Consider the following 25,551-nt stretch of genomic DNA (forward strand, 5'->3'; position numbering starts at 1 on the left):
GAGGGACAGTTTATGTTCGCTTATATAGTCAGAAGAATGTTGCATATGCTGCTCGTTGTTTTTGTTATTTCGTTGATCATCTTCTTCTCGATCCGCCTGACGGGTGATCCGGTGTCAGTTATGTTTTCCACTGGGGAAGCATCGAAAGAAGCGATTGAAGCAGTACGCGCCAATTTAGGCTTGGATAAGCCTTTGCCGGTCCAGTACGCGATTTTCATAAAAGGCTTGCTGACATTTGATTTTGGGGAGTCATTCCGCAGCGGAATGCCGGTGACCACATTGATCATGGAGCGGGCATGGGCGACGCTTTCCCTGGCGCTCGGGGGCATAGTAGTCGCCATTTTGATCGCTTTTCCTGTCGGAATCCTGTCCGCGGTCAAACGCGGCTCGGGAGTGGACTTTTTCGGGCGGATTTTTTCATTGGTCGGCATCTCATTTCCGAACTTCTGGCTTGGCATCATGCTGATCTTGGTATTTGCCGTCTATTTGCAATGGCTGCCAGCTTCAGGATTCGACAGTTTTCAGCACCTGATCTTGCCGTCCATCACACTTGGAATGATTTTGTCCGGAATTCTCGCTCGGCTTGTCCGTTCGTCGATGCTCGAGGTGCTGAACCAGCAATACATTTCGACGGCCAAATCAAAAGGCATCAGCGAATGGTCGGTCATCATGAAGCACGGCTTCAGAAATGCCTTGCTGCCGACAGTCACTTTCTTGGGGCTGCAGTTCGGTTCACTGCTCGGCGGAACGGTCATCGTGGAACAGGTCTTTTCATGGCCCGGAATCGGGACGCTGATCATCGATGCCATTAACCAGCGTGATTACCCGGTGATCCAAGGCGGCGTGATATTCCTGGCGATCATCATGGTGGTCGTCAACTTGCTGGTTGATTTGAGTTACACATTGATCGATCCACGCATAAAAACAGGGAAGGAGGCGTAACAATGGCTAACGTGCAATCGACGCCGGTAGTTGAAAAGCAGAAAAAAAAGTCGGGAGCTGTGAAGTTTTTTGCGTTCATCCGCAATAACCCCATCGGTGTTCTCGGCCTGCTTCTTGTAGCACTCAGTGTTGGCAGTGCCTTATTGGCTCCTTGGATCGTGCCTTTTGGGCCGACCGATGCCAGCTTGACCGCCCGCTTGGATGCCCCGACCTGGCAAGACACTACGGGAGAGTCACAATACTTTCTTGGAGGTGACCAGCTGGGGCGCGACCTGCTGAGCCGTATTATTTACGGTGCCCGCATTTCCTTGATGGTCGGCCTTTTCGGGGTTTTGATTTCATTGGTCCTCGGAACGATTCTTGGGCTAATTTCAGGATATTTCGGCAAGTGGATGGACGATTTCATCATGCGGGCGGCCGATGTCCAATTGGCATTCCCGTTCATCCTTTTCGCAATTGTGGTTATGAGCGTACTCGGGACAGGGGTCTGGAAAATCATCATCATTCTTGGAATCACCTATTGGGTCGGATTTGCCCGCTTGATCAGGGGCCAGGTCATTTCCTTGAAAGAACAGGAGTTTATCCATGCGGCGAAAGCAATCGGCGGAACCAATTTCACAATTATCCGCAAGCATATTCTGCCAAATGTCCTGTCATCTATCTTTGTTCTTGGAACGATGTACATTGCGGAATTTATCCTGCTGGAAGCATCGCTGACATTCCTTGGGCTCGGGGTTGATCCGACCATTCCATCATGGGGCGGCATGCTGGCCGACAGCCGGAACTACATCACTTCTGCCTGGTGGACTGCGGTATTTCCGGGAGTCGCCATCATGCTGACTGTGTTGGGCTTCAATTTGCTGGGTGACTGGCTGCGTGACCGTTACGATCCAAATCTAAAAGTGTAGGTGATAAAGGGATGACATTGGAAAAAATTCTTTGGTCAACAGAAGGATTACTGAGGGACAAAAATGGCGATGGCGTGATCGACGGCGTCTCCATTTTTGTTGATTTGCCGGAAACATTGATGCCGCTTGGATTATTGGACTTTTTTGCGCGGATGGGGCTGGAAACAACCGCCTTGTCCTATGATTTTTTTGAAAACAGCGGCCAGCAGGCAGTAATGAAATTTGAACCATCAGATGCCACGGAGGCCCGCTTCGAAGACGGGCGCTTGACCTGCTTTTACGAAAGCGAAGAGGAACTGTCACAACTGCTTGCCCAGCTTGCAGCAGGCGGACAGGAAGAGCGGGAAATCGCGGATGAACCAAAAAACTCTATTCGGAGCTTGTCCGATATCTGGAGCTTTTCAGGTTTCGGTTCCTTTGATGAGGCAACGCCACACCATGAACTGAGCCTGAACATTGAGGTGGAAAGCGCTTTGCAGACGCAGGGACTGTTCAAGGAGCTGTGCCATTTTGCGGCCCGGTGCGCGTTGTATAGCACTTCATTGAATCTGCCGGTTACAAAAAACGAAGAAGCGCGCATCTCTTTCTGCATTACGCAAGGAGAAGAAACGGAACTCCAGTTGGTTGAGGAAAACCGCTTTGAATTGACGGGATCAGTCGACAGCTGCCCATGGGCGCTTCAGACGCTGAACAACTCCAAACACTGGAGCCAGCAAGGGGAATTCGGCTACTGGGAACAAGAGATGATCGTTAATGATAAAACCGAAGCGGAACTTTGGTATGAAGCGGAGTGGGAAGACCGTTCTGAACGGGAGCTGGTCCTTGCAGCGATTGAAGATACGGGGCAGCTGCCGGGCAACCGCCTGGAAGTTTTTCTATCCGAGCCGCTGACGGCCCGCAAAAGTTTCGAAAAGGACTTGCTCAGCGAATTTCCCGACGTGGAGACGGCGGTCGTCCGTTCGGCATTCAAGGCGGGATTCCACTGGATCCGCGAAGAATTGCTCCCGAATCTCGATCCGGACTGCACTGGACTGCATATTTCGGTCCGTAAGGAAGCAAACAAAGGCGGGCTCGAGCTGCCAATCCGCTGGATACAGGAATTGTACCCGATTGACAGCATCGCGGAAAAAGAAACTCACCTAAAGGCGGATGCGGTGACGTTCTCGCTGCACAATGGGCAGGAGTCAACATACAGGGTGGAAGCGCTGTTCGCGGATGGACGGAGAAAAGAAATCGGCGCCTTGGAAGTGCCGATTGCGAAAATTCCTTACATCACCCGGCACCAATTTGCCTACCCAAGTACCGGTGCGGTCAGGCTTTATCAGGACCAGGAGCTGGTGCGGGAAATGCCGGTGGCTACGGACCGGGAACGCTTTTACCTCCATTATCTGCAGGAATTTCTGCCAGACCTGCAGAAAAAGCTTGCTGATTTTAATTCCGGACAAGGTTATGACCGTCCGTTCTTTGACCGCATTGAAATTGAGGTTACAATGAGTGAAGAAGAAGAAAAGCTGTTTGTGGACGAAGAGCGCACGTCCTCGCTAGAAGCGCTTTACGAAGATCTGTATTTCAATACGCTGGACTTTTTTGCGAACTGGGGTGTGGAGGAAAGCGGAGTGCCGTTCGATGCGCCGGGAGGCATCCATCCGTTCATGCATATCCATGAAGGTGCCCATCCAGCAGCGGCCATCCGGGTCTATCAGTGGGACGACCGCAAGCCTCTTCAACCGAAAACGGTCCGCATTCACTTCGGGGAGTCGGGGGAGTTTATATCGGCGACGATTTCAGGAGACGGCAATGAAGCGACGATGCCGGTCCGCAAACAGGAAATCGGGCTGCCTGGCGAAGGCACAAGCCTCGGACATTCCGTAATAGCCGATCATTCTTACAAAGGTTTGCCGATACCGGTGCTCGAATACTACATAAAGTCCGGTGAAACTTTTGATTCTCCGATCAAGCTGACGCTGTTCAAAAAGACAGTCGTCATCGAAACGGGCCACCACGCCAACGAAGTTTCGAGCACACCGGCGATTCTGCAGCTTCTGGAAAACGCCGATCGGTATACGCAGGATCTGAACATCGTCGTTATTCCGAATTCCAATCCGGACGGTTTCGCGCTGCTCCAAAAGATGACGGACGAGCATCCGGAATGGAAGCACCACGCCGCCCGCTACAATGCCGTAGGGTTGGAGTTTGCTCATGTCCGTTACAAGCCGACAATTTTCGGGGAAGCGAATGTGCTGCCGCTCGTCATGAAAAAATGGGCACCCGACATTGTCGTGGATGACCATGGCATCCCTGCGCACGAGTGGGTGCAGCCGTTTGCCGGCTACAACAGCCCGCCACGGTTCCCGGTGTCGTATTTCCTGCCGAGCGCGAAAATCTATGGCATCGGCCAAGTGTCAAGCGGAGCCAACAAGGAGCTCCACCAAAGAAACCTTGAGGCGCTGGTGCAGTCAATCAGTTCACAAATAGCGGGTACCCCGATCGCGGAACAAAACGACTACTGGAAACAGCGCTTCACCAAGTACGGCCACGAGTGGCTGCCGGACGTGTTTCCAATCGAGGAAGCGCCGCATCTCAATTTCTACCGCCAGCAGACCGTAACGCCGGGATACCCGACCGTCAGCATTCTTCGCTATCCGGACTGGGTGGCGGCGGACATCATATCTGAAGCGGCCGATGAAGTGGTATACGGCGAAAGCCTGGAAAGCTGCATCGAGGCGCACATCCTGTTCAATCTGGGAGTGCTGGAGCTGCTGCAGAAACAGCAAACCACGCCTCTTGGTTCAGGCCTAACCAAATACCGTGAGCGCCCGATGCAATTCAAATTTTAGGAGGAAAACCAAATGCCGAAATTATTATTGACCGGATTTGAACCATTTCTTGATTTTACCGTGAACCCGACGATGAAAATCGTGGAGGAACTGAACGGCCAGACCATCGGTGACTACGAGATCGTCGGTAAAATTATGACGGTCGACTTTAACTCGTCGGGCCAGCAACTGCTTACGCACATTGAAGAAAACCAGCCGGATGCGGTAATTTCGCTTGGGCTGGCAGGGGGAAGATACAAAATTACTCCGGAGCGCATTGCCATCAACTTCAAGGATGGTGTTAAAGACAATAAAGGCAACTTGCCGGTGGACGAACCGATCCAGCCGGACGGGGAACCGGGATACTTGTCGACGTTGCCGATCCGCAAGATGGTCGACCGTCTTATTGAAGTGGGCTTGCCTGCCGAAGTATCGAACACGGCCGGGACGTATTTGTGCAACAATGTCATGTACGAAGGGCTGCATTACGCGAATTCGCATCATCCGTCGATTCCATCGGGTTTCATCCATATTCCGGCTTCGCACGAGCTGGCGATCCAGCACGGCAACATTCCGAGCTTTTCACATGACGACCTGAAAAAAGGCATCATTACGTGCATCGAAGTGCTGTCGGAAGAAGTGAAAAACAGCTCATTGGTGCCGGAAGAAGAAGTGAACCGGTAAGGAAAAGAGCCTGTCTCCCATAGAGACGGGCTCTTGTTCTGTCCTATAACGGAATGTCGGGCTTGCGCACATTGACTTTGACTTCTTCCTCGCAATAGCGGATCAGTTCCGTTAAGTTTTCCAAGAACGCTTTATGGTAAGCTTCGCCTGTCACAGCATCCGATGGAGCAGCATCGCCCATCAAGCCAATGCCGTTTGTCGCTTCGCGGTAGCCCGCAACATCGCTTGCGGTAAGCACCCGATCGCCTTCAGCGTAAGGATCGTGTTGCAGGAATGGATGCTTATCCGCGATGTTCGTCGCTGTCTTTGCCGGATCGCACAGTTCGGGATACAAGTAGAACATATGGGACGCTTCGAGTTCTTCGGCATGCCCGATTCCGCCGGGAGCGGATTTCCGCAATCTTTTTCCGGCTTCCGCGTTGAAATAAAAAGCGTCGACGATGGCGATAAAGGCGCCTGTCTTGTTTCGGAGCCGGGTCATGGCAATTTTCAGAGGAGGCAAATTGGCTTCCCGGTGTCCGTTTACAATAAGAATTTTTTCGAAACCGTGGTAAATCAAGCTTTGAAGAGTATCCTCTGCTACAGCCGTCAAAGTTTCCGGACGCAGCGTGATGGTTCCAGGATACGCCATGTGATGCGGCGCCCACCCAGTCCAGACAGGAGGGGCAACCAGCGTGTTCGTACTTCTTCCAACATCTTCCGCGACTTTTTGCGCCAAGAACGAATCTGTACCGAGCGGCAAATGGTGCGCATGCTGCTCGACGCTGCCAAACGGCACAAGGATGGTTTTCTTTGTTTTGAGGTATCCTTCGACGTCCTGCCATTTGTTTTCCTGAAGCCAGACATTTTTCAAGGCCATCTCTCCTTTTAGCTAGAGCATAAATCCATAATAACAGAACATTCCATCTTTTGAAGAGCGATAGAATTTTAATAAAAAAGAAATTGAATCACACTTCAAGATGGAACAAGCTAAAGCGGAGAGGAATTTATAGTATAATAAACTGGGATATATCGTAGTCATACTTTTCAGTAAAATGGTTCTATGTTTTAAGCGTACATAGCCGAAGGAGGAACTTATGTTTAAAGAAGAATTTTATCAAAGTCTGAAAGAACTGGCGGCACTTCCCGGAAGCCCGGGAAGGGAGCATAGCGTCGTCAAACGCATGGTGGAACTGTTAGAGCCTTATGCGGAAGTGGAAGTGGATCACATGGGGAATGTCTACGCGGTTCTGGAAGGGAATAAACCCGGACCAACCGTCATGGTTTCGAGCCATTCGGATGAAATCGGCTGCATGGTCAGCGCAATTGACGCTGGCGGGTTTCTTCGGATGGAGCGGACGGGCGGCATGATGGATGCGCTGCTCGTCGGCCGCAAAGTCAACGTCAACAACCATTTCGGCGTTATCGGCGTGAAAGCGGGCCACCTGCAGACGGCGGCCGAAAAGACGAAGGTCCTGCCGATCGAGGACATGTACGTTGACGTCGGCGCCGCATCAAAGGAAGAAGTGCTCGAGATGGGCATCAACATCGGCGACTCGATCACCTATATAAGCGACCTCGACCGCTTCACGAACCAGGACCTGATCTGTGGCAAAGCGATCGACAACCGGAGTTGCTGCGTGCTGTTGGTAGAGCTGTTCAAGGCGCTGCAAGACAAAAACTTCAGCGGCAAGATTGTCGGTGTGGTAGCCGTACAGGAAGAAGTTGGGCTACGCGGGGCGCAGATCGCCGGCTATAAGATTGACCCGGACTTTGCCATCGTGCTCGATACGATCGCCTGCGCAGACACGCCGGATGGCAACTATTACCCGATCGCCATCGGAAAAGGGCCGGTGCTGCCGCTCTTATCTGGAAGCGCGATGGGCAACATCATGTCGCCGCAGATGAAAACTCTCATCACGTCCTATGCTGACAAGCAAGGTATCCCGTATCAGCTGTCGGTCATGTCGAAAGGGACGACGGACCTTTCTTCGATCCATTTGGTGAAGGAAGGCATTCACGGAGCCGCCATCACGTTCCCGCGCCGCTATTCGCATTCGCCGGTGGAAATGGCGAACTTAGCTGACTTCGAGGCCGGCTTCAAGCTGCTTGAAGCGATGCTGCGGGACAGCGGGAATTGGGGAGAGATGAAATTCATCTAATAAGGACAGCATCGAAATCGAATGCGATGTCCGTTATATGAACGGAGAAACACAAGACCTTATTGCCCGGGAAATACACTGCCTTGTAAAAGGTATCGAAGTTCAGTTTGACGTAACGTGCGACTTTACGTATTTGGCCGATTATCCGCCGCTTTGCAACGATGCCGATGTCACGGCGGAAGTTCTCGTGGCAGCGAAAGCGGTCGCGTATATGGTATGTGATTACCGTGGGAAAAAATAGCAAGCTAAAAGGCAGCCCCCGTTTCAACGGGGGCTGCCTATAATTTTTATTGGGATAAGGAGGCAGAAGAGAAGTACGTTAAAAGTTCTCTTCCATATAAGCCTGCTCTTCCTCATCGGTCATCAGCCGTGTAGCTTTGCCGACACTACCATTGTGCCAATGCCAAATCGTATTATGGACATCGACTGCGTTGGAAAAGTCGCCTTTTTGCCAAGCTTCAAGTGTGTTGCGGTAATAGGCTTTCTTTTCAAATTTACTTGCCTCGACAATTGCCAACAGCTCCTCAATGTTTTCCTCGGACATCGGCCTTACGGCTCCCCACTTGTCTTCTGCATACACTTTGCTGTGGGTCATCTCATGAAGATAAAATTGCAGCCGGGCTTCGTTCATGTCTTCAGGCAAGCTGGCGGAAACCGTCTCAAGAACTTCTGGCTCTTCTTTGGAATCCCCATATTCTGTTGCGCCAGTCGGCTCTTCGTCATTGGATCCTAAGTGCTGAATGAACAAGTAGCCTCCAACAGCTAATAGCGCAATGATACCAAAGCTAATAAATGCAGTTGCCAAAGTTTTTTTCATGTAAAAGCTCCTTAAAATGAACGATTCTTAATTAGTTCTTAATTACTATTATCGCTTACCATATCCTGGATGGCAACTGGAGATCTGGGTTTCTGCAGCACTAGAACGACTGAACGAAGCACTTATACGGCTCCTTCAAATGGAAATTGCAAGATGATTCAAGTATGATAAACTCATAAGAAATAACCTGCCTTTAAAGGAGGTGCATATCAGATGGCAATGGAACTTCAATTGTCAGCGTCACTGAAAACTCATGCAAAGCCTGGTAGTCCAAACGGCGATACTTTGTATGGGGCAAGCAAGAACTGATCGCCTGACCATCCGCTGTTTTGCGTACACGGCTTTCTTCCTTATTTCCATCTATTCAAACTACGTAAGGAGTGGGCAAATGATACATGTAAAAGAAACAGCAGATAGAACCGGAAACGCAGGGGGCCTTCCTGAAGCGTTCATCCGGAACGACCAATTCAATTTCATCAAGGACCAGACTCGGATCCTGGTTACGGGACAAGCCACCGGCAACGACGCCGAAGTGCTGAATGTCCTCCGCCATCTGGCGCACGAGAAAGTTTTTAAACTGTTCCCGAATTTGACGCAGGAACAGAAAGCGGTGCTCAATCCGCTGGCGCAAGTAAAGGAAACGGCTGACGCCGAAGCATTCCTGGAACAACTCCGACCATACGTCATTCCGTTCAAAGCCGTGACAGACCAAAGCCTGAAGAAGCTGTTCCCGAAAGCGAAAAAGCTGAAAGGACCGAAGCTTGAAGCACTCGATTTCAAGAAACTGTCGTATATTGGTTGGGTCGAAAGCTCAACGCTCATGTACTTGGTCACGGAAAAAGACGGAACGCTGCACGGTGTCCAAGGCACATTGACGCGCAGCCACAAAAAAGGCATCTGCTCAATCTGCAACCGCCATAGTGAGGTCGGCTTGTTCACCGCCAAGACAAAAAGCTCCGGACAGGACAACTACACAAAACGCGGCAACTACATCTGCCAGAACAGCGACACCTGCAACAGCAACATCAATTCACTCGACCGCTTGAACGAATTTGTTGAGCGGCTGCAGAAATAAGAAGATAGGGAAAGGGCTCTCCATCAGTGGAGAGCCCTTTTTTGCTTCTGAAATTATGAACATTCCACTCTTAATCTTTGGTAGGAAGCTGCACTTGTTTTTGGAGGAAAGATGTAAATTTTTCTTGAGCATGTTTGCTCTTCATTATTCTGTTTACACGAAATGAACTTTGCAGATAGCTTCTGACTTTCCTATGTGTGAAGAATAAACGATGAAATTTATCATCCTGATATAACTTATTGAACCAGGAAAGCTGTCTTAATTTTTCTATATTGCCATCAATTTTTTTGGTATCTAAAGTAGTACTTCCCATAAATGGCGAGACACCGCTAAATAAGCCAATTATTATTGCGGTCGTATATTCGATCATGATCATAAAGGTTTTCATGGGTTGTTTCATTTTATCCATCCTTTTAATTGGTGAAGTCAAATTTAAGGCGGCCTTGCCGAAATTTAGAAATTCATATTTTTTCTCAACAATCATAAAAATAATGAGCAGAACCCCTATCAGAGTTTTAGAAATTCCAGCAAAGAACATGATATAAAACAATAATGCCACTTACTAAACGAATAGAATACTCTATACGGAGCTTCAGCTAAAACCTTCTGCTACAATCCATAAAATCCAATCTGCCTTTAGCTTGATTTTATTATCTTACTATAAATTTTATTGTGGTCATAAGTTTAGTTTATGGGAATGTATAATATCAGTGAAATTTTCTTATGGAAAGAACCTGAGTACAATGAACACAAAAGACGGTTTGACGGTATGTAACCAGATGGCTGCACGAAAGTGCGAGCCGGAAAGACAGGTGAACAGAATGGATTATTTGGTACTGTTTTGCATCGGAGTTACGGCTACAACCATCGGGACGCTCGCAGGAGGTGGGGGATTGATTAGCCTGCCCGCCATGCTAATGCTCGGGATGCCGATCCATTCAGCAATCGGCGCGAACAAAGTGTCCAACATGGTCAGTTCTTTTTCCAGCTTCTTTACGCTGTTCAGACGGAAACAAATTACGCTGAAGGAATCGTTCTGGCTTGTGCCGTTCAGTTTAGGAGGAGGCGTGACTGGCGGGGTGATCGCTGCCCAATTGTCGTCGGAAAGCCTGTATATTGTCGCCGTCATCTTGCTTGCTTTCGCCTTCGGTACTTCCTTTATCGGCAAAGGCGGCTTTAGCGGGACAGAGCCGCTGAAACTAACACCTGTCAGTGGCCCCGGTTTGTTTGGCATCGGAATATATGACGGTCTCTTCGGTCCGGGGCAGGGAACATTGATGCTGTACCTGTTCAGCTATCTGAACATCGCATATGTAAAATCGGTCGGATTGGTTCGGCTCGCCACTTTCTCCAGCTGTTTTGGCGCTGCCATCAGCTATATCCTGTCAGGCGCCATCATCTGGCCGTTGACGCTGGCATTGATGGCCGGGTCCGTTACAGGTGCGCAGCTTGGCGTCCGTATCGCGGAAAAGCTGAGACCCGACTACGTCAAGCCGATCCTGCGGGTGGTCACAGCACTGCTGATCGTCCAGCTGATTGCCGATAATGTGATGTGAACGATGCAGGCCAAAATCTAGCTTCGCTTAATACGAATGGCGTTTTCCTGCCCAAACGTTCATAAGCAGGTCATGGAATTCCTGTGGCTTTTCAATCATGTACCAGGTGATGGAATGGGCAGGTGTCGGCATCCATTTTTTGCGCCGCATCCTGATTTTTTCGTGATGCGTATAGTGCGGATAAATAACAGTGGCTATTAAAAGATTGTTGGGATAGCCTCTAGAAAGTGTGATGTTCTCTATTTCATTCCAATAAACTTTGGTGCCGTTCAAGTCGATGACAACGCCTTCATCATCCCACCAAAAACCGTAGCCTTGTTTCCTTTTTTTCCATAGGTATATGCCATACCCTGTAAAGAGGATTGAAAAGAAGATTCCTGAAATTGCGGCCAGAATAGATTCCAGCAAACTCCCTTCAAAAAATTCATCCAGACTCATTAGCATTAACGAAAAAAATAAAATTCCAAACAATGTAAAAACAGTTATTGTTGTCATTGACAACCGATACACTTCCGATTTTTTCAAAAGCTTGCACCCCTTTCTGCATTATATTGCTTACGGCCATTTTCACCAGCAATGGCTGAAGATTAAAAAGAAGCAAACTCTTCATTTTTTGAGGAATACCAGCAGGGGAATCAACGGCATAAACTAATCACAGATAATCCGGCTTAATCAAAGTAGATAATGGAAATCAGGTACTTTTTTTAGCTCCAAAGCAGTTATTTTCTTGAGTATAGCAAAGAAAAACTTGAGAAAATTATGGAATTCAGAATATTAGAAAATCTGGGTATAAAAATGAAGGGAAAGCATATAATTATCATTTCGTAGAAACTCTCACTCACAATAAATGATGCACTTTTAAAAATAAAAGATAACTTGACTTGCCGACCCATAAGAAAATAATTGTTGTTATTTTCCCGTAATAGCATTATATTTTCGCATAGGGGGTTGTGCTTATGATCATTCGGCAGATTTTCAATAACAATGTGATACGCGTAGAGGACCAAGTTGGCCGTGAGTATGTGGTCATCGGCAACGGCTTGGGCTTTAAACGCAAGCCGGGACAGCCTGTAGACCAGGAAAAAATCGAGAAAACGTTCATGCATCGGCCTGAAAAAGTGCCGCAGAAACTGATTGAACTGATCGGGGAGACGTCCGTGGATTCCTATGCGTTGGCGGACCGGATCATCAAACTCGCGAAAGAAGAAATGGGAAACATATTCGACGATAATATTTACATAACGCTGATGGACCATATCCACTTTGCGGTTGCGCGCATGAAAAAATCGATGGGCTTAAAGAATGCTCTGTTGTGGCAGATCAAAAAATTCTATCCGCAGGAATTCATGATCGGACTGAAAGCGTTGGGCATGATCAAGGAGCAGTTCAATGTCGAGATGGATGCCCATGAAGCAGGCTTTATCGCCATGCATTTCGTCAATGCCCAGCAGGACAAAGGCGGCATGAAGAACTCGCTGGAAGTGGCGAAGCTGATTGACGATACAGTAGGCATCGTGAGCAATTATTTCAGCTTGTCGCTTGATGAGGATTCGTTCAATTACTCCAGGTTCATTACCCATCTGCAGTATTTCGGCTATCGCTTGTTAAACGGCGAGCAGGAACGGAACACAAGCGGAGACGTGTTTTTATACGACCAAGTGAAGGTGAAGTATCCCAAGGCTTTCGAATGCACCAATAGGATCAACAGCTATTTGGAAGAAGAATACGAGAGTGCCATGACGATAGACGAGAAGGTTTTCCTGACGGTCCATATCGAGCGTCTGACCACAAGAAGCAAATAATTTTTTATGAAAGGGCTTGCAGGAATTTCATTTTTGATTTATAGTTAGTCACAATCTAACATATAGGATTGTTACTGGTAATGCAGGCGATACCTAAACAAACGCAAGGTGACTAAGAACCGGTCACGCTGCGCTTGTTTAGGTATTTTTTTGTTTCCAGAACTATCCAGGGGAAAAGGAGAGGTGTTCATGGATAACAAAAAGTTAGCGGCGGAAATTGTGGATCTGGTCGGAGGGCCAGACAATATTAATGACTTGGTCCACTGTGCGACAAGGCTGCGGTTCAATCTGAAAGACTCGAAAAAAGCGGAAAGAGAAGCGCTGGAAAAACACCCTGGCGTTTTGACGGTCGTCCATAGCGGCGGACAGTTCCAAGTGGTGATCGGGAGCCACGTATCCGATGTCTACAAGGAAATCATGAAAGCGAATTCATTTGATTTTTCCAAAGAAACACAGGGCCAAGACGATAAAAACGCGTCTGTCATGTCCAAAGTGCTGGAGATCATCTCAGGGGCATTCTCTCCATTGATCCCGGTCATGGCGGGAGCGGGGATGATCAAAGTTCTTCTGACGGTTTTGCCGATGCTCGGCTGGCTCGCGGAAGACAGCAGCACGTTCAAAGTTTTGGCTGCTGCAGGCAATTCGGTCTTCTACTTTTTCCCGATCCTACTTGGAATCACGCTTGGATATAAGCTAAAGGTCAATCCTTACGTAGCGGGAGCTATAGGGGCAGCGTTGATGGAACCCAACTTTACTGGGTTGATGGCCGAGGGATCGGAAGCCGCCTTTATGGGCGTTCCGATTGTCCTTGTGGATTACGCAACGAGCGTCTTCCCGATTTTCATAGCTATCGGCATTTATTACTTTTTGGAAAAACTGCTTAACAAAATCATTCATAGAGAAGTCCAGCTGTTTCTTGTTCCAATGGTCGCCTTAATGATTATGGTGCCGCTTACAGCAATCGTTTTCGGCCCGATCGGCACATATGCAGGAACTTGGATTGCTACAGGCATCAGCTGGCTGATCGGCGTAAGCGGGATTTTATCGGGAATCATTATTGGTGCCGGCTACACGTTCCTGGTCGTTTTCGGTCTCCACTGGGGACTCGCACCGATCACGCTTGAAAACATCAAGATGGGCGGTGACCCGATCGAAGCGATGGCGGCAGCCACCATTTTTGCTCAGTGTGGTATTGCAGTAGGCATTTACCTTCGCGCAAAGCACGACAAAGAACTGAGAGCGCTCGCGTCTTCTTCGACGTTAACAGGGTTGCTCGCTGGTGTAACCGAGCCGATCATTTACGGGTTGATCCTCCGCTTTAAGCGTTTGATTCCGATCCTCATGATTTCGAGTGCGGTCGGAGGGGCGATCAATGGTCACTTTGGCGTCAAATACACGGCCTATGTATTCCATAATATTTTTTCTTTCCCAATTGAAAAGCCGATGCACATTTTCGTGATTTCGGTGACGCTGACCTTCATACTCGCATTGGCCCTTACATACATTTTCGGCTATGAGACGAAGAACAAGACAGCGGTTGATGAAGAACGTGAAGATACAGATGCACTTGCACCACAGCCGACAGATTTGAAGACAGAAAGCATCTACAGCCCGCTGATCGGAAAAATCGTCGCACTGAAGGACGTGAAAGACGAAGTGTTCGCTTCGGGCGCCATGGGCAAAGGAATCGCCATCGATCCGTCGGTCGGCGAAGTCTATTCCCCGGTCGACGGCAAAGTGGCGGCGGTCTTCCCGACTGGCCACGCAATCGGCGTGACGACAACTAACGGCACCGATATTTTGATCCATGTCGGAATCGATACCGTGTCCTTGAAAGGAAAATACTTTACACCACTCGTCAAAGAAGGCGATGCGGTCCGAAAAGGCGACAAAATCCTGGAGTTCGATTTGGAAAAAATCAAAGAAGCCGGCTATGAAACAATCACGCCGATGATCATTACGATGTCCAATAAAGAAGTTGACGTGTTTGAAAGAGAAGTAAAATCAGTTGGAAAAAATGATGTCTTGCTGACGCTAATATAAGAATACCGGAGGTTAAAAAATGATATATACTGATCTGAAATCATTTCCTGAACACTTTTTATGGGGGGCTTCCACTTCCGCCTATCAGTTTGAAGGGGCGTCGAACGAAGAAGGCAAAGGCCCATCAGTGATCGACATGGGCAACCATCCCGAAGGCGTCACCGATTTCTCGGTGACAAGCAACCACTATTACATGTACAAAGAAGATGTCGCGATGATGGCCAAGATGGGGCTGAAAGCATACCGGTTCTCGATCGCCTGGTCGCGCATCTATCCGGAAGGAACGGGAGAGGCCAATCCGAAAGGCCTCGCCTTCTACAACAACTTGATCAATGAGTTATTGAAGCACGGCATCGAGCCGATCGTGACGATGTACCATTTTGACTTGCCATATGCACTGGAATTGAAAGACGGCTGGCGGAACCGGCAAACGATCGACGCTTTCGAACGCTACGCCAAAACCTTGTTCGAGCATTACGGCGACAGGGTCAAATACTGGCTGACGATCAACGAACAGAACATGATGATCCTGCATCCGGGCTCTCTCGGGACTTTGGATGAGACGGTTGAAAACCCAAAGAAATCGCTTTACCAGGAGAACCACCATATGCTGGTTGCGCAGGCGAAAGTGATGGACTTGTGCCACCGGCTGCTTCCAGATGCGAAAATCGGGCCGGCGCCGAATATCGGCACCATCTATCCGGCAAGCTCGAAACCGGAAGACGTCCTTGCGGCGGATACGTACGCAGCAATCCGCAACTGGCTTTACCTGGACATGGCGGTATTCGGCAAATACAACAACGTTGCGTGGAGCTATCTTGTGGAGAACGGCTACGAGCCGGTGATCGAAGAAGGAGACATGGAAGTGTTGGCAAAAGGCAAACCGGATTTTATCGCCTTCAACTATTACACGTCCCAGACCGTCGGCGAGAGCCTGAACGACGGCAACGACATCTCGCATACCGGCGACCAGCACGAACTGGTCGGAGAGCCCGGAGCGTACCGCGGCTCGGTCAATCCCGGCCTGCAAAAAACGGAATTCGGCTGGGAAATTGACCCGGTCGGCTTCAGGACCACTTTGCGCCAAATCTATTCACGGTACAATTTGCCGCTGATCGTTACAGAGAACGGCTTAGGCGCTTTCGACAAACTTGAGCCGGACGGCACGGTAGATGATTCGTACAGAATCGAATTCTACAAAAAGCACATCGAACAGATTCAATTGGCGGTAAGCGACGGCGTGGATGTTTTCGGTTTTTGCCCGTGGTCGGCGATTGATCTTGTGAGCACCCACCAAGGCTCAAGCAAACGCTACGGCTTCGTCTATGTGAACCGGGAGGAATTCGACTTGAAAGACCTGCGCCGCATTCCGAAGAAAAGCTTCTATTGGTATCAGAAACTGATCGAGACGAACGGTGCGGTTCTATAATAAACACAAAGAGGACCCCGGCAAAGGTGCCGGGGTCCTCTTATTTACTTTTTACTTTAATCCGAGACTTGTAATGATTATGATGAGCAAAAGCAGAAAGATATTCAGCCAGACCACAACTTTGACCATAACCTCCGCCCAAAACTTCCTGCGTAAAGCCAAATAGAAAATGACGGCATTAAATAAGAGGCTGACCATGATGCGGAATCCAGGAACCTTTTCACTGCCTAAGTCGAAAAAGTCTATGAATGTATAGATTGCTACTATAAGAATAAATGCGGACAAGTAGAACTTCCGTTTTTTCCGTTCGGTTTCCGATTCCTGTTGGAATGTATGCATCAGATTACCTCAACCATTTTTTTTCAAATTCACTGTATGAATAGTTCCTGGGCAGTGCAGAGATTATTCGCTCGATTGCAGCAGTTCGCGCGTTTCTACATCAAAAATTTTGTAATCGACCTCAAACATATGGTCTTCCGATACTGTTACTTCACAATAGTAAGGAATTGCCTTGCCGTAGGCATCCAGTTCAGGGATGTCATTAAAAGAAAATACATCATCTGTATCAGGCATCCTGAATGTCGCGTCAGCAGAACGGCCAGATGAAGAAACTTCAATCGTGCAATTGCCTTTGACCACATCGTACTCCTTCAGCAACATGTATTTTAGGCTTGGGAGAGTTATCATTAAAAAAAATCCGCCAAATAACAAGCTAGAAACGGCTATAGCTATATTTTTCAGTGTAACCTCATGTCCAAAGTACATGATAATACATAAACAAACCGCCATAAGAATGAAGAAAACTCCAAACCCGAGCAAAATATAATACATTGGTTTTCACTTCCTACTAATTAGATGGATAAAATGTTTACGTGGCTGCAACTTAAAAGTTTCAAGCAGAAGCACTCCTGTACCGCTATAAACATCACCAAACCATCTTAGAAAGCATACTGGAACAGTGCGTAATACAAAGGGCCAAGCAAAAGAATCATAAAGACAGTGGTGAAAATATTCATCATCCGGATGTCGTCGCCGTCTGTTTCCGATTCCACTAGTTTGTTTTTCAAGAAGAGATAAAAGAAGATATCCCATACTAGCGCACCGAAAAAGACGATCTGCCAGACGAAAGGCGTGAAGATTTCACGGTGGGTAACAAAACCGAAAAGCCCTGTCCATGTTATGGCGGAAACGATCAAGTCGATAAGGAAAACACGGTTCTTATAACCGCCGTGAATCAAAAAGGCGATGGATGAAGTGGCTAAGAAAGCTGCATAGATGTACCAGAAAATTTGTATCATAGTTTAAGTCCCTTTTAAATAGAATGGATGCACATGGCAACAGCTTCTATTTTAACACTATTTTAAAATATTAAGCGGGAATAAATATAGGAGAAATTACCGAATTGGCGGTAATCATAACAGATAGGGCTATCTTTTCTTATAAATTAGTTTTACCTCCTATAACCTAAAACGAAAAAACACCACCCGAAGGCAGCGTTCAGTTAGACTGATTTATTCATTGTTTTGAAGCTCTTGTAGCAGTCCGTCCTCGAAGCCATCCAAATATTCGATCTTCCCAATTTTTCCTTCTTCCGGAGCAATGGCTTTCCCCTTGAAATTGAATTGATCCGATTCACCGTTTTCATCTGTATAATTTACTTGAAAAGCGATATTGTACAGAGTTGTTTCTTTTTCATTTTGGCTAATTTCAATGGTAGAAGGGTTCAATTTATAATCGTGGTCAAAACCAGAATACATAAAGGCAGAAGTATTTACGAAGTTCTCATAGCCATTCTCTGTAAAATAGGGTGCGTAGGTTTCTTTTACATAGTTCACTAGGTTTTGAGATTCAGGTGATTCCAGAAAAGCTTCATAATCGTCATTATATTGGTCTGAAACCTGAGCTTCCTCCATTGCATCCCATAATTCATTGTACTTCTCATCCGGCCCATTAAATTCCTTTTCGATCACAGCCCGAATCGCTTGTTCACTTTTATCAACCGTCTCTTCCGCTTCTGTTCCATTTTCTTCTATGGCACTATTAGCTGAACAACCTGCAATCAATAAACTAGCGAAAATCAAAAAGAGGATACTACGAATTTTTTTTATAGAAGCATTCTCGTTTTTCTTAAAAAACCACATAAAATCGCCTCCTCATAAGTTTGTACAAACCTCTAATCTTTAATCCTGCAAATGCGTGTATAGTAACAATACGAATAAAGCTGTAAATAGATTCATTTTTCTTACAATTTATTTACAATTTCCTTTTCTCTTCTTTTTAATTGGAAGTAACAACAGTTTTACGTAATTTTTTTTGAACAGAAGAGAAAATTACCGAATTGCCGGAAAGCTGTATAATAGAGTATATGAACGTTAAACGAATAAATTGATCGCGGGGAAGAATCCGCTTTTTATACAGGAGGAAAAAATGGATGAACAAGACCGAACTTATCAAAGAAATCTCCAATAAAACCAAGTTATCAAAAGACCAAGCAACAAAAGCCGTCAATGAAATCATGGCCAGCATAACCCATGCACTCCAAAACGGCGAAGAAGTGAAAATCAACGATTTCGGCGCGTTCCAAGTAACTGAAAAAAACGAACGCAAAGGCCGCAATCCGCAGACCGGCGAAGAAATCACGATCCCGTCTTCCAAAGCACCCCAGTTCAAGGCAGCAAAAACGCTGAAAGACGCGGTAAACGGCCGCAACTGGATCGAAGAGCTTCTAGCGGCAGGCAAGGTAACCGATGAAGAGGCAAAAGTTCTGGCATTTGTGGTGGAGGAAAACCGGAAGGCAAAAGAAGAGAACAGGAATCTGGACGACTTGGTTGTTGTCGAAACGAAAAAAGCAGCCAAAGCGATAGAACTGGATTTTAAAGAAACCGAAATGATCGTCAACAGATTGATCGGCAAAAGGATATTGAACACGCAAAACTATACGAGTGAAATTGACAGTGTGTATTTGAGAGCAGGATACCGGAAATTCATCTAAATTTTTTTGGCCACCGATTCAACCGAATAGGTGGCCTTTTGTATTTTCAGCGGATCAAGCTCAAATAAAAAAAGCTATCCAGTAGCGTAATAATGAAGCTATTCAACATCCAAAGAAAAGACATAACTTGCAGTGCCTTGTTCCCAATGAGCCAACACCTCGTAAACAGTTTTTCCTTTACCAGAAAGAACACCCTCTTTGGAACTGTTTACAACATTATTATCGTTATCCCATATTCTCACGATATAGCTTTCTGGCTGTTCTCCGAAAACCAATTCAATAGGGGTATCTGCCGTTACCTGCATTGAACGACTTCCTTTAACCAATTCGGGTGGTGCAAAAGAATCTGCTTCTATTCCGCTTGCGGTTCCGTCTCCATAGTCTACACTCCAACTATAAGTGCCAAGTGATGGTCTAATAGTCTTTTCTCCAACAAAAACGGTTAAACTTGGCGGCTTGGGAATAGCATCTTTTAAAGAAGCATCCAGATTACTAACCTCCTTAATCTCACTATCATTATCAGCTTTTTCACTTGTATCACTTATTTCAGAACAACCCATTATTAGTGAAAGACCTATAAGAATTAAAGCCAAGAATAAAAATCTAAAATTCATCAGTATAACCTCCTTGCTATTTAGACGGTAAATACATGAGAACGTTACAGTACACGTTAATTGGTACTAAGCTCTGCTCCTTATTTGCGGCTTCATCTTCTTACACCTATTTAATCCAGGTTCCTTTCTAAATAGAAAAAACGCCCTTTTTCAGGACGTTTTACGTTACTCCATTAAATTGCTTCTAGCTTTACCTATCATCCTTCTTCATTCAATACAACAGAACGGCCTTTCATTTTCAGCAGGAGCGGAACAAGAAGCCATGCACCCGCTACGATTAAAAGCGCCAGTGAAATCGGGTTGGTGATAAAAGTTGAAAAATCGCCGTTTGAAATGGTAAGCGCGCGGCGCATATTGTTTTCAAGCATCGGGCCAAGCACCAATGCCAAGACAAGCGGTGCAACCGGGAAATCGTTCTTCGTCAGCAAATAGCCAAGCACACCACACGCCAGAAGCAGGTAAAGGTCGAATGTTGTGTACTGGACGGCATAGACGCCGAAAAACGAAATGGCGATGATAATTGGCAGCAAATATTTTTTAGGCGTTTGAATAATCTTCGCAAAAACTTTTACAAGCGGCATATTTAGAACCAACAGCATCAAGTTGCCGACGAACATACTTGCGATCAATCCCCAAGCCACTTGCGGGTGATCTTCGAATAACAGTGGGCCTGGCTGGATATTGTACATGATGAAAGCGCCCATAAGAATGGCAGTAGTTCCGGATCCAGGAATCCCGAGAGTTAAAAGAGGGATCATGGCTCCTCCGGAAGCCGCATTATTGGCAGACTCCGGACCGGCAACGCCGGCGATTTGGCCGGTTCCGAATTTTTCAGGGGTTTTGCTGATTTTCTTCTCTGCAATATAGGAGAAGAATGAAGCGAGAGTAGCTCCGGCTCCAGGCAAAACACCGATGAAGAACCCTAGAAACGAACCGCGTAAAATAGGTGCTGTGCTATCTTTCATATCCTGTTTTGTCGGAAGGATGCGGCCGATTTTTGCCATCGTGCCATCTTCGTGATCCCGCTCCAAAACCGTTTTGAAAACTTCTCCTAAAGCGAAAAGTCCGACTGCGATGGTCAAGAATTCAAGGCCGGAATACAGTACAGGAATATCGTACGTAAACCGGGCAATCCCGGAAACGGCGTCGATGCCGATCGTGCCGAGCATCAAACCGAATACGGTCATCATCAAAGCTTTGGTCATCGATTTTCCGGCAAGTCCGCTTACTGCAGCAAGCCCCAAAAGCATAAGGGAAAAATATTCAGCAGGGCCGAATTGCAGCGCTACATTCGATAAAGGCTTCGCCAGCAAGACAAGGCCGAGCAGCGAGACGATTCCCGCCGTGAACGAACCGATGGCCGCAATGGATAAAGCAGAGCCGGCGCGGCCATTCTTCGCCATCTGATAACCGTCGAGCGTAGTGACAACAGAGGAAGATTCCCCCGGCGTATTAAGCAGGATAGAAGTGGTGGATCCTCCGTACATGGCGCCGTAGTAAACACCGGCCAAAAGAATGATTGAACTTGCTGCTGCCGCTTCTGTCGGCAGGCCAGCCGTCAAGGTTGCTGTTACCGGGATCAGGAGGGCGACACCGCTCATCGGGCCAATGCCCGGCAATACGCCGACTGCGGTCCCGATCAGCACGCCGACAAATGCGAACAGGATGTTCTGCCATTGGAATGCAACACTGAAGCCGTCCATCAGAAATTGTAAGGTACTCATAGTACTCCGCCTCTCATATTAAAATACCGGAAAGCCCGGCAACGAACCGCCGAGGAATTCGGCGAAAAAGTAATAAACGCCAAATGAAAAGGCACCGGCAATCAGGAAGGATTTTAACCATTTGCCCCGTTCCATCGTCTGGAAAGCGACGAGAAGGAACACGAAAGTTGTAATCACATATCCGAGCGGCTCCAGCAAAGCTACATACAGGAGAGCGCTGACTAGGATGATGATGAATTTTTTGTATTGAACAGCTTCCCCGTTTCCAGCCCCTGTCCGGTAGCGGAACGTTTCATGCAGAAGGCGCAAGCTCAGCAAGATTAGAATCGCACCAAGGCCGATAGGGAAAATATTTGGACCGACCGCTGAACCGTATGAGCTCTCGGATATCCGCAGGCTCTCAAAGACAAACAGAAGGCCAATCAGTAAAAAAGCGATTCCAGCAAAGCGATCGAACGTTTTACTCATTGTCTTTCACTCCTTTAAAAGTAAGAAAGCGGCCGAAGCCGCTTCCGCATTATTTTTGCATGCCAAGTGCTGTTAGAAGTTCAACAATCACTTTTTCTTGGGCTTTCAAGTATTCTTCGAAATCTTGTCCGTTTTTGTATTCACTTTGCCAGCCGTTTTGCTCCAGCTCTTTGTTCCATTCATCCGTTTTAGACATTTCTTCCAATTTTGTTGACCAGTAATCACGGGCTGTGTCCGACATGTTTTTCGGTCCGAAAATTCCGCGCCAGATCGTGAATTCTGCATCAATGCCTTCTTCTTTGAATGTCGGAACTTCGCTCAGTTCGCCTTCAAGACGTTCTGAAGAACTGACGGCAAGCACGCGGACATCGCCTGATTTCACATATTCAGTAATGGTTGAAGCATCGGTTGCGATAACATCCGCATTGTCGCCCAGCAGTGCAGCAACAGCTTCGCCGCCGCCGTCATAAGATACGTACTTTACGGCTTTCGGATCGATGCCGTATTCAAAGGCAGGCAAGATGCCGACCAAGTGATCCATTGAACCTGGAGCAGATCCTCCTGCAAGTGTCACGGCTGTCGGGTCCGCTTTGATCGCGTCCAATACATCCGTCAGCGTCTTGTATTCGGAATCTTCCCGGACAACAATCGCACCGTAATCGCGCGTCAGCTGCGCAAGTGGGGTAGTATCCTTATAGCCGTAAGGGCTATTTCCTTCAGCTTTGTTGTTGTTGATCAGAATCGGCGGGGATTTGACCATCAGCATGTAATCGTTCGCCACTTCTTTTGTAGCGTATTCAGCCATATACACTGCACCGCCGCCGCCGGGTTTGTTTTCGACCGTGATCGGTTGTTCAATCAATTTTGTGCCGTTCATGGTTTTAGCGATTGAGCGTGCTGTTAAGTCCCAGCCGCCGCCAGCCCCTGAAGGAGCTACAACCGTTATGCCGCGTTCAGGATATTTTTCATTATTTGCACTCGAACTATTTTCCGATGAACAAGCAGCAAGGCCAACAGCCAAAAATCCAGCCAATGAGACAGAAATCAACTTTTTTAACATACAATTCATCCCCCTTTAAAATGATAAAAAGACAGCGCTTTCATCTGCTGCCTTTAATTTATCAGAACTTTTATTCATTTCAATGTTTCTGGGCATAAGGGGGATAATGTCCAAACTATTAATATTGTTCATAAAGTTCACGGGCGGGAAAAATAACGCCTTTCCGGCCGGCCGATTGTCCCGTAAAGCAGTTCAGCGGAAGCGAGCTGTTCGGTAACGAGGTGTTCCAGATAGCGCCGGGCCGTGGACCGGCTCATCCCGCACGCCGCTCCCATCTCCTCGGCCGTCATGCCGGTGCCGCAGTCGGCCAATTTTTCCTTTATTCTTGCCATCGTGCTGGGATCGATTCCTTTTGGCGTCAGAATCGGTTCTGTGGAGGCGGTCGGCCGGTTCTTGTTCCACAGCAGCTGGATGGATTCCTCGGTCAAAGAACCTTGGGTGTCCAGAGAATTCCTCTTTTGCCGGTACGACAGAAGGCTCTCCCTGAAGCGGTCGAATGTCAAAGGCTTCAGGATGTAATCGATGACGCCTCCTTTAAAGGCTTTTTTGACAATATCCGTTTCTGAAGCAGCCGTGATGAAAATAATATCGGAGTCCGGGCTTTCCTGTTGGATATAAGAAAGCAATTCCGTCCCTTTGACATCCGGCAGATAAACATCCAGCAAGATCAGCTGAGGCTTCAAGGTTTGAATCCAGTCCTGTGCCTCCGCTCCGGTGTTCGCGGAACCCACCACTTGAAATCCTTCGATTTTTTCTATAAAGCGCTTGTGAATATCGGCAATCCGCTTATCGTCTTCAATAATAAGAACTTCAATCATGTTCGTTTCCTCCAATCGTAATGGAAATGATAAATAACGCTCCGCCCAGGTCGCCTGATTCCATGGCGATGCTGCCGTTCAGTTCCCGGACATTTTCATCTACTTTGATCAAGCCGTATCCCCGGTCTCCGCCTTCTTTAGTCGATACCCGTTCTTTGAAAAGATGCGCAAAAATGGCGGGATCCAGGCCTTCCCCCGAATCTTCGACTTCGATCAACAGTTCATAGCCGTTATTGGAAAGAAGCAGCCGGACCATGCGCTGGTCTTCAGGCAGGTGCTCAACCGCTTCGAACGCATTTGTCACCAGGTTGCCGAGTATGGAGATAAACAGGCTTTTTTCGAAATGGGGAGGAAGCTGCTCCAGCAAGCTTTCCCCGTCGAGCAAAAATTTCACTTTCAATTCGCGGGCCCGGTTGAAGAGCCCGATGATGATGCCGCCAATAAGCGGATCATGCACCCGCTTCGTGATAAAGTGCACGAGCGACTGCTGTTCTTCGGTTTCATCATGGATAAGCTCCATCGCTTCTTCGAGGGACTGAAGCTGGATGAGGCCGGAAATAGTGTAAAGCAGATTGTTGTGTTCATGGGTCTGTGCCCGCAGCGCATCTGCATACTGGCGCACTTGCGACAGCTCGTTGCGCAGCCCTTCAATATCGGATTGAAGACGGAAACTGGAAACAGCCCCGATGATTCGATCTTCATAGCGGATCGGTATCCGGTTGACGATCGTTTTTTTGCCCCGAATGGTCATGGGGCGGTCCAGCTGGGATTCGCCTGTCTCCAAAACCTGCGGCAGCTGTGTATTGGGCACGATATCCTCGATGGATCTGCCAACTAGCTGCTTATCTTCTGGAAAAGACAGGGCTTCATAAGCCGAAGCGTTGGCCATGGTGATCTCGCCCTGCTTGTTCACCATGATGATGCCTTCCCGGACGGATTCGATCAGCGCGTTGCGCTCTGTATACAAACTGGCGATTTCCGCCGGTTCCAAGCCGAACAAGGTTTTTTTGATGTTGCGGGCAAGAACCATGGAACCGATGGTGCCGATTGCGATTGCAATAATGACGATGCCGATAATTGAATCTGCATAGTCAAGGAACGTTGAAGTCATGCTCGTTTTCAGAAAGCCGACGGAAATAATGCCGATGATATTGCCGGCACTGTCGTATATCGGCGCTTTGCCGCGGAGCGCAGGCCCGAGAGTGCCGGTTGCTTCAGAAACATAGACTTCACCGTTCACCAGGGCTCGCTGGTTGTCATCCCCGACCATCTTTTTGCCGATCTGCTCTTCCCGCGGATGGGCATAGCGTATTCCGTCTTTGTTGCCGATGACCACATATTCCGCACCGGTCTGGATCCGGATTTTTTCCGCAAGCGGCTGAAGGGCGGCAGAAGGGTTCGGCAATTCGAACGCCTTCCGGATGTCCTGGCGTGCGGCCGTGGTTTCCGCAATGTCCAAGGCGCGTGTCCCGACTTGTTTCTCGATCGCTCCCGATATGGTCATATAAAAAGAAAGGCCTGCAAGCACCATGATGGCGGAAATGAAAAGTGCCCCGTATAGGAAGATTCTGCGCTGCAACGGCATAAGGAGATCACTCGTTTCTGTAATGTTTAGCATCTAGCTTAAGAAGAAGTGTAATGGATGAGGGGAGGGAACACAAT

At 47.7% G+C, this 25,551-nt stretch carries 25 protein-coding genes and 1 pseudogene; 12 read left to right on the plus strand and 14 right to left on the minus strand.

The window, feature by feature from the left end; genetic code table 11:
• The first annotated feature begins 12 nt into the window (after positions 1-12).
• The 4 genes from nikB to pcp are packed head-to-tail and all read left to right on the plus strand — an operon-like array spanning position 13 to position 5,350.
• Positions 13-942 carry a nickel ABC transporter permease gene (gene nikB / locus B0H99_RS10235; RefSeq protein WP_106533575.1) on the plus strand — a complete coding sequence of 310 codons (930 nt, stop codon included), beginning with the start codon at positions 13-15 and terminating at the stop codon, positions 940-942.
• Between the two features lie 2 nt (positions 943-944).
• On the plus strand, positions 945-1,850 hold the full coding sequence (locus B0H99_RS10240; RefSeq protein WP_106533576.1) for an ABC transporter permease: 906 nt from the start codon (positions 945-947) through the stop codon (positions 1,848-1,850).
• An 11-nt stretch (positions 1,851-1,861) separates the two neighbouring features.
• Positions 1,862-4,687, plus strand: a complete 2,826-nt coding sequence (locus B0H99_RS10245) for a M14 family metallopeptidase (RefSeq protein ID WP_106533577.1) — start codon at positions 1,862-1,864, stop codon at positions 4,685-4,687.
• Positions 4,688-4,699: 12 nt separating this feature from the next.
• On the plus strand, positions 4,700-5,350 hold the full coding sequence (gene pcp, locus B0H99_RS10250) for a pyroglutamyl-peptidase I (protein ID WP_106533578.1): 651 nt from the start codon (positions 4,700-4,702) through the stop codon (positions 5,348-5,350).
• A gap of 43 nt (positions 5,351-5,393) precedes the next feature.
• On the opposite strand, the gene B0H99_RS10255 is transcribed toward pcp, so the two are convergent.
• Positions 5,394-6,203 (minus strand): creatininase family protein, encoded by an 810-nt coding sequence (locus B0H99_RS10255; RefSeq protein ID WP_181313647.1) that lies wholly within the window; start codon positions 6,201-6,203, stop codon positions 5,394-5,396.
• 223 nt (positions 6,204-6,426) lie between these two features.
• Here B0H99_RS10255 and B0H99_RS10260 point away from each other — a divergent pair, with 223 nt between their 5' ends.
• Both B0H99_RS10260 and B0H99_RS10265 read left to right on the plus strand, forming a co-directional pair.
• Complete coding sequence (locus tag B0H99_RS10260) at positions 6,427-7,491, plus strand: M42 family metallopeptidase (protein WP_106533580.1); 1,065 nt, start codon at positions 6,427-6,429, stop codon at positions 7,489-7,491.
• A 37-nt stretch (positions 7,492-7,528) separates the two neighbouring features.
• Complete coding sequence (locus B0H99_RS10265) at positions 7,529-7,732, plus strand: hypothetical protein (protein WP_106533581.1); 204 nt, start codon at positions 7,529-7,531, stop codon at positions 7,730-7,732.
• Positions 7,733-7,810: 78 nt separating this feature from the next.
• Here the strand turns inward: B0H99_RS10265 and B0H99_RS10270 are convergent, their stop codons facing one another.
• Positions 7,811-8,308: a DUF6241 domain-containing protein gene (locus tag B0H99_RS10270; protein WP_106533582.1), complete on the minus strand. Its 498-nt coding sequence runs from the start codon at positions 8,306-8,308 to the stop codon at positions 7,811-7,813.
• A gap of 388 nt (positions 8,309-8,696) precedes the next feature.
• Between B0H99_RS10270 and B0H99_RS10275 the strand changes: the two genes are divergently transcribed.
• Positions 8,697-9,383 carry a FusB/FusC family EF-G-binding protein gene (locus B0H99_RS10275; RefSeq protein ID WP_106533583.1) on the plus strand — a complete coding sequence of 229 codons (687 nt, stop codon included), beginning with the start codon at positions 8,697-8,699 and terminating at the stop codon, positions 9,381-9,383.
• Positions 9,384-9,453: 70 nt separating this feature from the next.
• Here B0H99_RS10275 and B0H99_RS10280 read toward each other — a convergent pair whose 3' ends face one another.
• Positions 9,454-9,933, minus strand: coding sequence for a hypothetical protein (locus tag B0H99_RS10280; protein WP_106533584.1), 480 nt, complete (start codon positions 9,931-9,933; stop codon positions 9,454-9,456).
• 271 nt (positions 9,934-10,204) lie between these two features.
• Here B0H99_RS10280 and B0H99_RS10285 point away from each other — a divergent pair, with 271 nt between their 5' ends.
• Entirely contained in the window at positions 10,205-10,939 is a 735-nt protein-coding gene (locus B0H99_RS10285) for a sulfite exporter TauE/SafE family protein (RefSeq protein WP_106533585.1), read from the plus strand.
• 27 nt (positions 10,940-10,966) lie between these two features.
• Here B0H99_RS10285 and B0H99_RS18060 read toward each other — a convergent pair whose 3' ends face one another.
• Positions 10,967-11,464 carry a hypothetical protein gene (locus B0H99_RS18060; RefSeq protein ID WP_245894491.1) on the minus strand — a complete coding sequence of 166 codons (498 nt, stop codon included), beginning with the start codon at positions 11,462-11,464 and terminating at the stop codon, positions 10,967-10,969.
• Positions 11,465-11,895: 431 nt separating this feature from the next.
• Here B0H99_RS18060 and licT point away from each other — a divergent pair, with 431 nt between their 5' ends.
• The 3 genes from licT (at position 11,896) to B0H99_RS10305 (ending at position 16,213) form a co-directional block, all read left to right on the plus strand.
• Positions 11,896-12,741, plus strand: a complete 846-nt coding sequence (licT, locus tag B0H99_RS10295) for a BglG family transcription antiterminator LicT (RefSeq protein ID WP_106533586.1) — start codon at positions 11,896-11,898, stop codon at positions 12,739-12,741.
• A 189-nt stretch (positions 12,742-12,930) separates the two neighbouring features.
• Positions 12,931-14,784: a beta-glucoside-specific PTS transporter subunit IIABC gene (locus B0H99_RS10300; RefSeq protein WP_106533587.1), complete on the plus strand. Its 1,854-nt coding sequence runs from the start codon at positions 12,931-12,933 to the stop codon at positions 14,782-14,784.
• A gap of 19 nt (positions 14,785-14,803) precedes the next feature.
• Entirely contained in the window at positions 14,804-16,213 is a 1,410-nt protein-coding gene (locus tag B0H99_RS10305) for a glycoside hydrolase family 1 protein (RefSeq protein WP_106533588.1), read from the plus strand.
• 51 nt (positions 16,214-16,264) lie between these two features.
• Here the strand turns inward: B0H99_RS10305 and B0H99_RS10310 are convergent, their stop codons facing one another.
• The 4 genes from B0H99_RS10310 to B0H99_RS10325 form a co-directional block, all read right to left on the minus strand.
• Entirely contained in the window at positions 16,265-16,552 is a 288-nt protein-coding gene (locus tag B0H99_RS10310) for a hypothetical protein (protein ID WP_106533589.1), read from the minus strand.
• Between the two features lie 63 nt (positions 16,553-16,615).
• On the minus strand, positions 16,616-16,900 hold the full coding sequence (locus B0H99_RS10315) for a hypothetical protein (RefSeq protein ID WP_146137264.1): 285 nt from the start codon (positions 16,898-16,900) through the stop codon (positions 16,616-16,618).
• A 251-nt stretch (positions 16,901-17,151) separates the two neighbouring features.
• Positions 17,152-17,511, minus strand: coding sequence for a hypothetical protein (locus B0H99_RS10320; protein WP_106533591.1), 360 nt, complete (start codon positions 17,509-17,511; stop codon positions 17,152-17,154).
• Between the two features lie 213 nt (positions 17,512-17,724).
• Complete coding sequence (locus tag B0H99_RS10325; protein WP_106533592.1) at positions 17,725-18,354, minus strand: hypothetical protein; 630 nt, start codon at positions 18,352-18,354, stop codon at positions 17,725-17,727.
• Positions 18,355-18,644: 290 nt separating this feature from the next.
• Here B0H99_RS10325 and B0H99_RS18065 point away from each other — a divergent pair.
• Positions 18,645-18,920, plus strand: a pseudogene (locus B0H99_RS18065) (HU family DNA-binding protein); the annotation flags it as partial.
• A gap of 383 nt (positions 18,921-19,303) precedes the next feature.
• Here the strand turns inward: B0H99_RS18065 and B0H99_RS10335 are convergent.
• The 6 genes from B0H99_RS10335 to B0H99_RS10360 all read right to left on the minus strand — a co-directional run bounded on the left by B0H99_RS10335 (position 19,304) and on the right by B0H99_RS10360 (position 25,474).
• Positions 19,304-19,819 carry a hypothetical protein gene (locus B0H99_RS10335; protein WP_106533594.1) on the minus strand — a complete coding sequence of 172 codons (516 nt, stop codon included), beginning with the start codon at positions 19,817-19,819 and terminating at the stop codon, positions 19,304-19,306.
• 197 nt (positions 19,820-20,016) lie between these two features.
• Positions 20,017-21,543 (minus strand): tripartite tricarboxylate transporter permease, encoded by a 1,527-nt coding sequence (locus B0H99_RS10340; protein WP_106533595.1) that lies wholly within the window; start codon positions 21,541-21,543, stop codon positions 20,017-20,019.
• Between the two features lie 18 nt (positions 21,544-21,561).
• Complete coding sequence (locus tag B0H99_RS10345; protein WP_106533596.1) at positions 21,562-22,011, minus strand: tripartite tricarboxylate transporter TctB family protein; 450 nt, start codon at positions 22,009-22,011, stop codon at positions 21,562-21,564.
• Positions 22,012-22,060: 49 nt separating this feature from the next.
• Positions 22,061-23,071 carry a tripartite tricarboxylate transporter substrate binding protein gene (locus tag B0H99_RS10350; protein WP_245894492.1) on the minus strand — a complete coding sequence of 337 codons (1,011 nt, stop codon included), beginning with the start codon at positions 23,069-23,071 and terminating at the stop codon, positions 22,061-22,063.
• Positions 23,072-23,208: 137 nt separating this feature from the next.
• Positions 23,209-23,889: a response regulator gene (locus tag B0H99_RS10355; RefSeq protein WP_106533598.1), complete on the minus strand. Its 681-nt coding sequence runs from the start codon at positions 23,887-23,889 to the stop codon at positions 23,209-23,211.
• Positions 23,882-25,474: an ATP-binding protein gene (locus B0H99_RS10360; RefSeq protein WP_106533599.1), complete on the minus strand. Its 1,593-nt coding sequence runs from the start codon at positions 25,472-25,474 to the stop codon at positions 23,882-23,884. Before B0H99_RS10360 ends, B0H99_RS10355 begins: the two co-directional genes overlap by 8 nt.
• Positions 25,475-25,551: the final 77 nt, after the last annotated feature.

It is taken from the genome of Planomicrobium soli, from assembly GCF_003014655.1.
GTDB classification, from domain to species: domain Bacteria; phylum Bacillota; class Bacilli; order Bacillales_A; family Planococcaceae; genus Planococcus; species Planococcus soli_B.